This window comes from Paenibacillus sp. FSL L8-0436 (genome assembly GCF_038593025.1).
Taxonomy (GTDB): Bacteria; Bacillota; Bacilli; order Paenibacillales; family Paenibacillaceae; genus Paenibacillus_AQ.
Genome location: NZ_CP151955.1, coordinates 6,095,203 through 6,108,096, shown reverse-complemented (window position 1 = coordinate 6,108,096; position 12,894 = coordinate 6,095,203). Strand labels below are relative to the sequence as shown.

Annotated in this window: 10 protein-coding genes; 9 read left to right on the top strand and 1 reads right to left on the bottom strand. The window is 47.2% G+C overall.

What is annotated here, in order from left to right; translation table 11 throughout:
* Window positions 1-34: 34 nt before the first annotated feature.
* From NSS79_RS28215 to NSS79_RS28185, 7 genes are all read left to right on the top strand, one after another.
* Entirely contained in the window at window positions 35-1,456 is a 1,422-nt protein-coding gene (locus NSS79_RS28215) for a spore germination protein (RefSeq protein WP_342437046.1), read from the top strand.
* 12 nt (window positions 1,457-1,468) lie between these two features.
* Window positions 1,469-2,551 (top strand): GerAB/ArcD/ProY family transporter, encoded by a 1,083-nt coding sequence (locus tag NSS79_RS28210; protein ID WP_342437045.1) that lies wholly within the window; start codon window positions 1,469-1,471, stop codon window positions 2,549-2,551.
* Entirely contained in the window at window positions 2,544-3,644 is a 1,101-nt protein-coding gene (locus NSS79_RS28205) for a Ger(x)C family spore germination protein (protein WP_342437044.1), read from the top strand. Before NSS79_RS28210 ends, NSS79_RS28205 begins: the two co-directional genes overlap by 8 nt.
* Window positions 3,645-3,816: 172 nt before the next feature.
* Window positions 3,817-4,833 carry an ABC transporter substrate-binding protein gene (locus tag NSS79_RS28200; protein ID WP_342437043.1) on the top strand — a complete coding sequence of 339 codons (1,017 nt, stop codon included), beginning with the start codon at window positions 3,817-3,819 and terminating at the stop codon, window positions 4,831-4,833.
* Entirely contained in the window at window positions 4,814-5,590 is a 777-nt protein-coding gene (locus tag NSS79_RS28195) for an ABC transporter ATP-binding protein (protein ID WP_342437042.1), read from the top strand. Before NSS79_RS28200 ends, NSS79_RS28195 begins: the two co-directional genes overlap by 20 nt.
* Entirely contained in the window at window positions 5,584-6,336 is a 753-nt protein-coding gene (locus NSS79_RS28190; RefSeq protein ID WP_038595950.1) for an ABC transporter permease, read from the top strand. The genes NSS79_RS28195 and NSS79_RS28190 overlap by 7 nt, the downstream gene beginning before the upstream one ends.
* A 172-nt stretch (window positions 6,337-6,508) precedes the next feature.
* A complete protein-coding gene (locus NSS79_RS28185) occupies window positions 6,509-8,881 on the top strand; it encodes a YcdB/YcdC domain-containing protein (RefSeq protein ID WP_342437041.1) in 2,373 nt (790 codons plus the stop codon).
* A 218-nt stretch (window positions 8,882-9,099) separates the two neighbouring features.
* Here NSS79_RS28185 and NSS79_RS28180 read toward each other — a convergent pair whose 3' ends face one another.
* Window positions 9,100-9,927, bottom strand: a complete 828-nt coding sequence (locus NSS79_RS28180) for a TerC family protein (RefSeq protein WP_342437040.1) — start codon at window positions 9,925-9,927, stop codon at window positions 9,100-9,102.
* Window positions 9,928-10,590: 663 nt separating this feature from the next.
* Here NSS79_RS28180 and nifB point away from each other — a divergent pair.
* Complete coding sequence (nifB, locus tag NSS79_RS28175) at window positions 10,591-11,958, top strand: nitrogenase cofactor biosynthesis protein NifB (RefSeq protein ID WP_342437039.1); 1,368 nt, start codon at window positions 10,591-10,593, stop codon at window positions 11,956-11,958.
* A 6-nt stretch (window positions 11,959-11,964) separates the two neighbouring features.
* Complete coding sequence (nifH, locus tag NSS79_RS28170; RefSeq protein WP_038595941.1) at window positions 11,965-12,831, top strand: nitrogenase iron protein; 867 nt, start codon at window positions 11,965-11,967, stop codon at window positions 12,829-12,831.
* Window positions 12,832-12,894: the final 63 nt, after the last annotated feature.

Sequence of the window (12,894 nt, the reverse complement as noted above, 5' to 3'; positions counted from 1 at the left end):
CCTTAAATATTATGGTGAAGGCGTGGTTAATATTATGGATTCAAGCCCGCAGAATACCCTTACGCTGGGACATATTCTTAAAGAATTTGATCAATGTGCCGATTTGATTCACCGGACCTTTCCGGAGATACAGACGGATATTGTGTACTTTCCAGCTATTGTGGACAATGCCCTGTTCATCAAAGAAATTCTGGAGCCGTTTTCCCGCATTCAGCTTAAAGAAGCCGAACAACTGTTCACGCAGTCGCAATTCCTTCAAGTGACTGATAGCAAAGCGGCGGTTATCGGCATCCTGGAGGGCTGTGTCGCTGTCTCTCACCGGGACAGCATTTATTTATTGAATGCTTATAAACCGGAGGCCCGCAATGTTCAGCAATCGGAGACGGAGACCATTATTGCGGGTCCCCACGATGCTTTTGTGGAGTCAGCCTTTACAAACCTTTCCTTAATCCGCAGCAGAATAAAAAGCTCACATTTAAAAATCAGGAAGTACTCTGTCGGTGAAGTATCCAAAACAAGTGTGTATGTTCTTTACATTCAGGATATTGCCAATCTGGCCTTTGTTGAGGACCTGGAGCGGCGGATTCAAGGAATAGAAACAGATGCAATTAATGACGGGGGCACGTTGACCCAATTCATCGAAGATAGGCCGAATTCGGTGTTCCCCCAATTTTTGACCACGGAAAGGCCGGATGTTGCTGTATCCAAGCTGGCTGCCGGGCGGATCATCACGATTATTGACAACAGCCCGACAGTCATCAGTGCTCCGGCCGCTTTTTTTGAATTTTTCTCCTCCCCGGATGATTACTACCAACGCTGGACTTTGGGGACGGCTCTGCGGCTATTGAGATTACTGGCTCTGATCATTACGATCACTTTTACATCCATGTATGTATCCGTAACCACCTTTCATTACGAGATGATTCCCGAAGCGCTGCTGAGAACGCTGGCGGAATCGCGCAGTAAGGTGCCCTTTCCACCTGTATATGAGGCGCTGCTTATGGAGATCATGATTGAACTGCTGAGGGAGGCGGGTGCGCGTCTTCCTACCAAGATCGGACAAACGATCGGGATCGTAGGCGGTATTGTTATCGGACAAGCGGCAGTGCAGGCCGGACTGACCAGTAATGTGCTTATTATTGCTGTTGCTTCATCCGCTATCGCCTCTTTTGTCATTCCCAGCTATATGATGAGTGCCTCCATCCGTCTGATCCGCTTCGGGATTATCATTCTTGCCGGAATATGGGGGAATATGGGACTTGTGATGGGGATCGCTCTAATTGTGATTCACCTATCCAGCCTGACCAGCCTGGGCTCATCCTATATGATTCCTATAGCACCTATGAAATCTGGTGACTGGAAGGATGTATTTATCCGCGCGCCGTTCTCTATGTTAAGAACCCGGCCCTCACAGGCACAAACGTCCAATCCGGTCAGGCAAAAAAACAGAAAGTAGGAATGGCAGGTTATGATGGACAAACTTCGCCCTTTTCATATTACCGTCCTGGTCTATATGACACAGGCAGGGATCGTGATGTTTACGCTGCCGCGCAGTCTGGCCGATTATTTTGGCACGAACGGCTGGCTGGTTCTGATCCCCTGTTTCCTGCTGTCGTCATTTAATATTTATTTGATTACTCTGGTCTTTCGGCTGGGAAAGGGACGCTCCGTTTTTGAGATCATGGAACAGTCTATTCCTAAGGGGATACTCTATCCTTTTTACATGTGCTTAGCGTCTGTCTGGTTGATCTTCGGCTGCATGATCGGGAAAAAATATGTGCTTTTATTTCAGATGCTCTCTTTCCCGACTACGAATCCGATGATCTTTAAGCTTGCTATAGACCTACTTCTTTTTCTAATGCTTATCAAAGGGCTATTTACAATATCTAAATCAGCAACGCTTTTTTTCTGGATGACGACATGGATGCTGCTGCTGCTGCTGTGGTTTTTTCCAGCCTTCCGCTGGGGGAGATTTACTCCGTTCATTCTCCAGGGTGGACATGACCAGGTTAAAGGGGGAATTGAAGTGTATGCCGCATTTTTGGGTTATGAGCTGTCCATTCTGCTGTTTCCTTACGTGGAAAAAACGAAAAAGTCGATGGCCGCCATCTATGTCGGCAACGCCATGTTATCCCTGAGCTACCTCTGTCTCACTCTTATTTGTTTCGGCTTCTTCAGCCTGGGCCAGTTGAAAAGACTGCTGTATCCCGTGCTTGATTTGCTGGCCTATATCCAGCTTCCATTCATTGAGCGGCTGGAAAATTTGCTCTACGGATTTTTTCTCTTTTTAATTTTGATGACTGTAGTGATGTACTGGTGGGCGGCAGAGGAGGCTATAAAGAGAATTGTACCCAAGTTAAAGACATCGGTGCTGGTATTTGTAATGATGGCTGTTTCTTACTGTATCTCTTTTATTCCGAAGACTTTGGATCAGGTTAACGTCTGGATCACCAATCTGGGTTATGCGGCAGTTGGCATTGCCTTTGGGTTTCCGATTCTATTACTTATAGTGCTGTTAATTCAGGGAAAAGCGAGGAGCTCTCATGAATAATAAGCTGTTCATTTCAATGGCTGTTTTGCTGCTGTTAACCGGCTGTAAAAGCGATGAACGGGTTCTCGAAAAGCTGGGCATGGTGCAGACATCGAGCTATGATCTGTTGGAGAATAACAAGTTAAAGGTGACCTCCTGCATTCCGGTAATTGATCCTAACTCCACCATCCGCCGGGAACTGCTGAGTACCGAAGTGGACAGCATCAAGGAAGCCCGGCTGCATTTCTCCAGGCAGACCGATCTGAAGGTAGTCAGCGGACAGCTAAGAGATTCCTTATTCGGAGAGAAGCTGGCAAGAGCAGGTGTGGAGAATTATATCGATACTCTGCTGCGCGATCCTTCCATCGCGCTCGGGGTCAGAGCAACCGTCGTCGAAGGGGATGCTGGAGAACTGTTGACCAAAATTTTTCAGCCGCATACAGATACCGGACGTTATATTACCCATATGCTGGAGAAAGAGGCTGCCGGTAACAGCATCCCGGCAACCACTTTTTATGAATTTTCCAGGGATTACAACGATGACGGTATTGATCCCGTTACTCCTATAGTAAAGGATGCCGGTAACAAGGCGGTTATTGACGGGATTGCTTTGTTCCAGGAGGACCGTTATGTCACGAAAATTCCAGTTGATGACGGGATTATCTTCGGCCTGTTCCGTGATGATCTGAGACAAGGCGAAATCGCAATTAGTTTAGGGCAAGAGGACGGCAAACAGGTTGTTGTCATGTTCGGCTCCTTGTTAAACAAGCGTAAGGTCAAAGTGCACCATCTGGGGGATGGACGTTTTAAGATTGATCTCTCTGCTTCGATCCAGGGTTCAGTGATTGAATATACCGGACAGCAGAAGCTTGATGAGGAGAAGAGCAAAAAGAAATTGGAGAAGCAGATTTCAGAATATATTACAGCCAGAGCCCGGAAAATGGTCCAGCAAATGCAGCAGTATAACGTGGACAGTCTCGGAATTGGTGTGCATGTCAGAAACAGCTTGTCCTACAAGGAGTGGAAAGCTCTGAATTGGCGAGAGGTATATCCTGAAGTTGAGGTGGAGTGCCAGACGAAAGTCACTATTAAAGACTACGGGAAATATTCATAGGAGAGCGTGATAACAATTTATTTCAATTTATAAATATACAAAATAGGGCAATGGGTGTAAAATTGCAATTACTTAATGCTTCATGGGGGAGCATGACGGTTTTTGCATGCCTATATGTGAATTAATGCGCATGGCAAGAGTACTAGAAAAAGAGATGGAGGCTACGAGATTCATGGAAAGAAAAAACTGGAAACAAGTAATGATGCTGTTTATGCTGGTCGCTGCGGTCAGTATGGTTGCCGCTGGCTGCGGAACTTCAAGCAATAATACTGTGTCGAAAAATACAGGAGCCGCTGCTGCAGGGGAAGCAAAGGCGAACACGAATACACCGGCTGAAGCGGTTACGGTGTCGCTTGGTCTGCTGCCTTCAATTGATGCCATTCCTTTCATCATTGCCCACGAGCAAGGTTTCGACAAGAAACATAACGTCAATCTGGATATCCAGACCTTTAAGAGTGCCAAGGACCGTGATGTGGCCTTCCAAGCCGGCAAGGTGGACGGGTTGAGCGCTGATCTGGTGGCGATTTCCATCTACAACGAGGCCGGTCTGGACGTGAAGATTACCAGTACAACAACAGGTGAGTTTGATCTGCTGACCGGGAATGACGAAATTCAGGAAGTGAAGGATCTGAAGGGCAAAACGGTTATTCTGTCCAAGAATACCTCTACCCAATATACCGTTGCTATGATGCTGAAACAGGCAGGTCTGACGGAAGAGGATATTACAGTAACCGAGGTTCCGCAAATTCCGACACGGCTGGAGCTGCTCAAGAATAAAAAAGCCGATGCGGCTGTTCTGCCTGAACCATTCGTCACCATGGGCAAAACCGCCGGACTGCGCGTACTTAGCTCTACGGTATCGGCAGGCGTGAATCCGTTCGTGCTGGCGTTCCCGCAAAGTGCGATCGAAGCCAAGGGACAAGCCATCCGCGATATGTACACGGCCTATGATGAGGCAGTGGAATATATGAAATCCCATGACCAATCGGAATATATTGATCTTATTATCAAAGAAGTAGGCTACCCAGATACACTGAAGGATGAAATTAAAGTCCCTGAGTACCTGCCTGCCTATCAGGTGGATGTGAAGGAAGTTGAGGCGGCATTTGCCTGGGCACGGGAAAAAGGCCTGCTGACCAAAAATATATCGGCTGAAGAAGTGATCTCCGATGTCCAGTTTAAGAAGTAGCGGACTCCGTATTAAAGAGCTTCAGGTTGAATATAAAAACGGACAACCGGCTTTGGGACAAGTCAATCTGGATTTGCCGCAGCATGGTATTTATACGATAATCGGCCCCTCGGGCAGCGGTAAATCTACACTGCTGCGGGCGATTGCCGGCTTGCTGCCGGGTTATCAGGGCGAGCTGCTGTTCAACGGGAAATCCGTGCATGACAAAGAAACACTGATTGGCCTTGTTCCGCAGAACTACGGTCTGCTGCCCTGGAAGACCGTTCATGACAACATTCGAATTGCGATGAAGATTACCAGGGCTGCGCGCGGCAGCAAGCAAGAACGGGAAACGCAGATTCATCATTGGCTGACGTCGATGGGGATTTCCGAGTTGGGTGACCGTTATCCGCTTTCGCTGAGCGGCGGCCAGCAGCAGAGGGTAGCGATAGCCAGGGCATTTGCCATTCTGCCGACAATCCTGCTGCTGGACGAGCCTTTTTCAGCGCTCGATGTCATTACGCGCGAAGCGCTGCAGCAGATTTTTCTGGATAATTGGCAGGCTCACCCGGCTACGACACTGTTTGTGACCCATGATGTGGAAGAAGCGATTCTGCTGGGCCAGAAAATTATCGTCATGCCATCGGTCAAACAGGACACCCCGGAAATTCTCGACAATACCGCTGTGTTTGGCATGAAGCATGAGGACAAGCGGGACAGCAATGAGTTTTTCGAGCAGACCAAGCAAATCAGAAAGGTAATGCAGGAGAAATGGTGAAAAAACAGCGGCTTCATCACGTATTGCGTTTGTTGTTAGTATTCCTGTGTATGAATATCATCTGGTATATCGCCTATCTGCTGATGAATCATTCCATCCTGCCCAGCCCCGGCTCCGTGTATAACGCGATGTTTCATTTGGGGGCCAGGGAGGTTCTGCTGAATGTCGGCTATAGTCTGCTGCGGATCTTTGAAGGTGTTGCACTGGCGCTGGTGATCGGTCTGCTGATCGGCCTGCTGATGGGCCGCTCACCGGTCTGGAACAGGCTGCTTGATCCGGTCGTGTACCTGACCTATCCCATTCCCAAGATTGCTTTGCTGCCGGTCGTGATGCTGTTCTTCGGTCTTGGCGAAACCTCCAAAGTGCTGATGATTATGCTGATTCTGCTCTTTCAGGTCATCATCTCCGTGCGTGACGGAGTCAAGGCGATTCCTGACAGCACCTACGATGTGCTAACCAGCATCGGTGCAAGTGCGGGGCAGAAGTTCTGGAATGTGACGCTGCCGGGCGCATTGTCGGTTATACTCAGCACGATCCGGATTTCACTAGGGACTGCGATTTCCGTGCTGTTCTTCACTGAGATTTACGGGACGGAGCATGGCATGGGCTTTTTCATTATGGATGCCTGGCTGCGGCTGGATTATCCGGAGATGTACGCGGGCATTATGCTGTTCAGCCTGGTCGGATTTGTGCTCTTCCTGCTGGTGGATGTACTGGATTATAAGTTTATGAAGTGGCGGAATTAAACTTAATTTGAGATATAACTATAGCTTTCCTTAGTCGAGTTTAGGCAAAGGGGAGCTTTTTTTAGCTTGCATCACATAAATGTCGTAATTTCCTGTCGTTAAATAATTATGGAAAATGAAAGGGAATATCTGGTATAATAATGAATCACGTGTTAGAGGAGGATGAATTCTTTTGAAAAGCAATAGTGCTCTTTTTGTTCATCAAACAGCTAAAACGGTATTAATCGCTTCAGTGGCACTCGCATTGTTGTTACCCCCAGACTTGGCTGCAGCCGAGAACATATCTGATAGTAGCGAGACTGTGGTAACGCAGGGTAGTACGCAATCAGCGACTCCTACTTCGACTACGGCTACTGAAGCCGATGCAACAAAGGCTAAATTTACACAGGAGCAAGCCATTGCAAAGTTAAGAGAGCTATTTCCAGCCCTAAAAGATGCAACCGTAAACAATGTTCAACTGGGATCTAGCCAAAGCTATCCGGCTTCAACTAATCAAATGATCTGGAATATTCAATGGCAGATTCAAGAAGGGAATATCGGGCATGGCTTCAGCAGTGAGGTAGACGCCAATAATGGGGATATAATCAATACCTACCTCTCATTCTCGCAGGAGAAAAATGAATCCTATTATCCGCCGAAGATATCGAAGACTCAAGCATTGGAGATCGCAAAAGCTTTTGTGGTTAAAGCAGCCTCAGCCGTTAAGAGCAGTGATCTGAAATTAGAAGAGAATGCAGGCTATAATTATTACACAAACACCTTATTCGGCCCTGTTCAATATGGATATAACTTCAGTATCTTGAAGAATGGTATTCCTTCTGGATCGGATAGTATTAACATAATTGTAGATGGCAACGGAAATGTAACGCAATTCTCTAAGTCTTCGCAAGGGCTTGAGTATCCGTCTTCAGTGCCGAAGATTACCTTGGAACAAGCACAAAAGCAATTTGCGGAACAATTTGATGTGGGTCTTTTTTACACTCCTATTTATAAGAACGGAAGGCCTAACAACTGGATTCTAAGCTGGCGTCCAATTGAACAGACTCTATATCCTATCGATGCATTGACGGGCAAGCGGATAGATAATGAAGGTAAAGAATGGGTATCCAATAAAGTTGCGTATTCAGAAGTGGTGAAGAGTAAGGATGTTTTTCAGGCAAGAAGTTCTAATACAGAGCTTTCTGCAAAAGAAGCGGCACAGCTTGTGGAAAAGGTTGCTTATATTCCAGCAGATCGAAAATTGATCTCGCAAACCTTGAGAAATGACTTTCAGGATACGAATCGGAAGATCTGGCAGTTATACTGGGGTGGTGGTAGTGGAAATGAAGGGTTCATTGGTGCTGGCTATCCAGAACAATCCTCTGCAGAGATAGATGCAAAGACTGGTGAAATATTGCAGTACCAGATTCAAGCCTACGGTATTCAAGGAACTAAGAAAGAAGAACCAGCTCCAGCTGGAGGGAAGATGCTTAGTGAGGCTGAAGCCAAGGTGAAAGCGCTTAGTTTAATTAATAGTCTATACCCTCAGGCGAGCCAGAAGCTAAAGCTTGTAGAATACGGAGATAATTTGAGTAAGACTTCAGACGGGTCAGGATACAGATACCAGTTTATTAGATATCATAAAGGGATTCCTGTGAGTGACAGTACCATTACGTTAAGCTTGGATCTTTACGGCAGACTGGTTTCTTACATGGGGAATCGGATAAACGGTATCGATGAAATCACATTAGAGCCTGAAGCTACAATTTCCAAGAAGGAAGCGCTCGAAAGTTATAAACTTAAATATCAAACAAAGCTGAAGTATACTCAGGTTGGTGGATACAATACTTATAATACCTATGTCACACCAAAGGTGAAGCTGGTATATGATACAGTCGTCGATGAATCTAATGGTTTCTATCAAGTTCTAGATGCGACCACTGGAAAGTGGGGTGCGGTCTATGAATACCTCGGACAGCAAGATATTCAACTATCTGCAACGGATATTAAAGGCCACGCAGCAGAGCAAGAATTATCAGAATTAGTAAGCCGTCATGTCATTACTCCGGATGCCGACGGTAAAGTGAACCCGGATCAAGAAATAACTGTAGGTGATTGGTTAACCTATCTTGCCAAAGCTTCTAATCCGAATTTCAGTAATTTTTATAGTAATAATGAGCGAAAACCAGTGGCAGGCGTGAAGCCTGAGAATCCATATTATGATGCTGTAAATTATTCAGCTGATCGTAAGTGGATCAGCAAGGATGAAGTCCTGCAAGTAGAGGGTAAATTAACCCGGGAACAGCTTGCTGTTCTGCTGGCTAATTTTTTGAAATACAACAAACTCACAGCTTATCTTGATAAAGACGTGACTGTAAGCCAGTTCAGTGATAGCTCAGCTATAAACAATAAGGGAGCTGTAGCACTTGTTGTAAAATTGGGACTCTTAAAAGATGACAACGGTAAGTTTAATCCACAGCAGACGGTAACGAAAGCAGCGGCTGCTTCGGTGATTATGAAGCTAGTGGAACTGCAAGGAAAGACCGATCAGATCATAGGTCAATAAGTGTTAAAAAGACAGCCAGGCAATGACTCTCCGCATATTTTTGACGCCGAATCTTGCTGGAATCCGTGGAATAGTTGTATTCTCTACACGAGATCTCCATCCAGCTCGGTTTTATTGATTAATAGCAAAAACGTGGATAAATGACAATAACCCGAAAGATGAACACCTGTTCAGAAGGTGTATCTTTCGGGTTATTGTTTGTGGCTGTATTTTAAAGCTTATTTACCCAGTTGTTTATCCACTTCTTTAACCGGGTTTTCTCCAACGTTCTCTTCAACTTTATGGCTGCTCATGAACCATCCCGTAACGGCAATGATAACCAGCACTACATAGAAGGTCGCTTTCCACCAGGTGCTGTGGGCGAAGTCTTCGGACAGAACACCCAGCGACGGGTGAGCCAGGGTGATTACTGCAAGCTTAACCCCTACCCAGCCAACGATGAAGAAGGCAGCAACTTCAAGGCCCGGACGGGAATGCAGCAATTTAACAAAGTAGGAAGCCGCGAAACGCATAATGATCAGTCCGATAAATCCGCCAGCGAAGATGACGAGGAACTGTCCGCCGTCAAGGCCGCCGATGTGGCCCAGTCCGCTCGGTGGAAGTGCTACCGCAAGGGCAACCGCTGCGAGGATGGAATCGACGGCAAAAGCGATGTCAGCAACTTCAACCTTAAATACTGTAAACCAAAAGCCGCTTTTCTTCTTATCGACAGCAGCCGATGAGCCGCTCTCAGCAGCTTCGTCAGTGACCGGCTTCTTGAACAGCACTTTTCGGAAAATATGATTCCCCGCGATAAACAATAAATAGAGTGCGCCGATGGCTTGTACCTGCCAGATATCGACGAGATACGAGATGACAAAAAGTGAACCAAACCGGAAGACAAATGCCCCTGCCAATCCATAAAAGAGGGCTTTTTTACGTTCCTCATCGGGAAGATGTTTTACCATAATTGCCAGGACAAGTGCGTTGTCTGCGGCGAGTAGTCCTTCCAGTGCTACAAGAACGAGCAATACCCAGCCATACTCCAATAATAATCCCCAATCCATTGCTGTTTCCCCCTCATTTGGATGAACATATTAAAAATAACCCTGCAATACCAATAGTGTAACCAAATTTATATAAAAAAGACCTTTACCAAACAGATTATCCTTTGGAATAAAGGTAACCTGATTGGTAAAGGTCTCGCTAACAATAGTTCATTGCCAATAAAGCCGGAGAATATCCTCATATTCTCGTATTGACGACTTTATTTAACAGCTACTCCCCTTTACGGGATATATTAAATTTTATTGGTTGCAGGATTGATCTAAAAGTATCATATATGACCGGAAGACTAATGTCAATGCTTCCTGAAATTAATTCTCAATGAAAAATAACTTAGATGGAAACGGAAACATGATACATATATGTAATGTAAACTTACATATAGTATGACGAAACTGCAAACGTAAGGAAAAATAAGGCTATTTTAGCTTAAATACAATTGACGATGTGGGGGTTTGAAAATATTATGAGATTAATCAAAGCGGTTGAGTAAGTTTGGAGTTATGAAATATAACATACTAATTCCGATCATGCTTAAAGTCTTCTAAGTGTAAAGATTTCAGGATGTTAAGCTCCGCAAAACAAAGCATATGCTTCCGAAGCGAGTTTTACTCGAAGCGATTCAAGGGAGTTAAAGCTCGCAAAACTTTCAGGAGGTGGGAAAAATGCAGCCGTCGTCGTGTATAGCAAATGAAGCAGAGGAGGAGATTAGCCGCCACCCTTGCTACAGCGAGGAAGCCCACCGGTTTTATGCCAGAATGCACATCCCGGTTGCTCCCGCCTGCAACATCCAGTGCAATTACTGCAACCGCAAGTTCGACTGTGTGAATGAGAGCAGGCCGGGCGTGGTCAGTGAGGTGCTGTCGCCGGAGCAGGCGGAACGCAAGGTAAAAGGGGTTGCAGCGCAGCTTATGCAGCTCTCGGTGGTTGGTGTAGCCGGACCTGGAGATCCGCTGGCGAATCCGGAGCAGACCTTCGATACGTTTGCCCGGGTCAAAAGACATGTGCCGGATGTGTCCTTATGCCTTAGCACGAATGGACTTACACTTTACCGGCATGTGGATGAGATTATCGAGCTGGGCATCCGCCATGTCACGATTACCATCAACGCCATTGATCCGGATGTCGGCCGCGAAATCTATCCTTGGGTATTCGATGAGGGAGTGCGGTACGAAGGGAGAGAAGCGGCGGAGCTGCTGATCAGCCGCCAGCTTCAAGGTCTTGAAATGCTGGCGAAGCTCGGAATTCTGGTTAAGGTTAACTCCATTATGATTCCGGGCGTCAATGATCATCATCTGCCTGCAGTGTCCAAAAGAGTAAAAGAGCTCGGAGCCACATTGCATAATGTAACTCCGCTGATTATCGCGCCGGGCAGCCAGTATGAAGCGGACGGACGCAAAGCACCCCGTCCCAAGGAATTGCACAATCTGCAGGAGCTGCTTGGACGTGACGGCATGAAGGTTATGCGCCACTGCCGGCAATGCCGGGCCGATGCCATTGGACTGCTGGGCCAGGACCGCAACCAGGATTTCCCGCTGGAGGCGATGGAGGACGATCCGGCAATCAATGAAGCAGCCAGGGCGCAGTTCCAACATGATCTGGATGCCAAAATCCGCGAGCGCGTCAAAGTGAGGCGAGCAAGACACATGCAGGAGAATGCTCCCAAGATTAGAGTCGCTGTAGCTACTAGAGGCGGTGACAAGGTCAATCAGCATTTTGGGCATGCGACCGAATTCCTGGTGTACGATACCGACGGAGCGGAGGTACAGCTGCTCGGTGTCCGTAAGATCCAGGCGTACTGCCACGGCAAAGCAGATTGCAACGGCGATAAAGCCGCCACGCTGCAGGAAATCATCTCCATTCTTAGTGACTGCCGCATTCTTCTCTGCTCCGGTATCGGCGAAGGCCCCCGGGTCAGCCTGAACAAAGCCGGAGTATTGCCTCTCGTCCGCAAAGGTGGAATACAGGAAGCTATTCTCGAAAGCGTCAAGTACAGCTCTTATTTTGAAAATATAAACATTTCGAAGGGATGATGAAAAATGAGACAAATCGCTTTCTATGGTAAAGGCGGTATCGGTAAATCGACAACTTCACAAAACACCCTGGCTCAGCTGGCTACAAAATTCGGACAAAGAATTATGATCGTAGGCTGCGATCCCAAAGCCGACTCCACCCGCCTCATCCTGAATACCAAAGCTCAACAAACCGTGCTTCATCTGGCGGCTGAGCTTGGCTCCGTAGAGGATCTGGAACTGGATGATGTACTGCAAACCGGCTTCGGCGACATCATTAACGTAGAATGCGGCGGACCTGAACCGGGCGTAGGCTGCGCGGGACGTGGGATCATCACGGCAATCAACTTCCTGGAGCAGGAAGGCGCTTATTCCGATCTGGATTTCGTATCCTATGACGTACTGGGCGACGTTGTATGCGGCGGCTTCGCAATGCCGATCCGCGAGAACAAGGCGCAGGAGATTTACATCGTCTGTTCCGGGGAGATGATGGCCATGTACGCTGCCAACAACATCGCACGCGGTATCTTGAAATATGCCACCAGCGGCGGTGTAAGACTGGGCGGCCTGATCTGCAACAGCCGCAACACGGACCGTGAAGACGAGCTCATTATGGAGCTTGCCCGCCGCCTGAATACACAAATGATTCACTTTGTGCCGCGCGACAATGTGGTTCAGCATGCCGAGCTGCGCAGAATGACCGTTGCCCAATATAATCCGGAGCATGCTCAAGCCAAGGAATATGAAATCCTGGCGGAGAAGATTCTGAACAATAAAATGCTGACGATTCCGACCCCGATTACGATGGAAGAGCTGGAGGAACTGCTGATGGAATTCGGCATCATCGAAGACGAGGAAGCAGCCATCCAGAAGCTGCAGGCTTCCGGCCAATAAGCAGCAGGCGGGAGTTTACGCGAAATCCGGTGAACGGGAGTGGAGAGACGGCTGATTCACCGG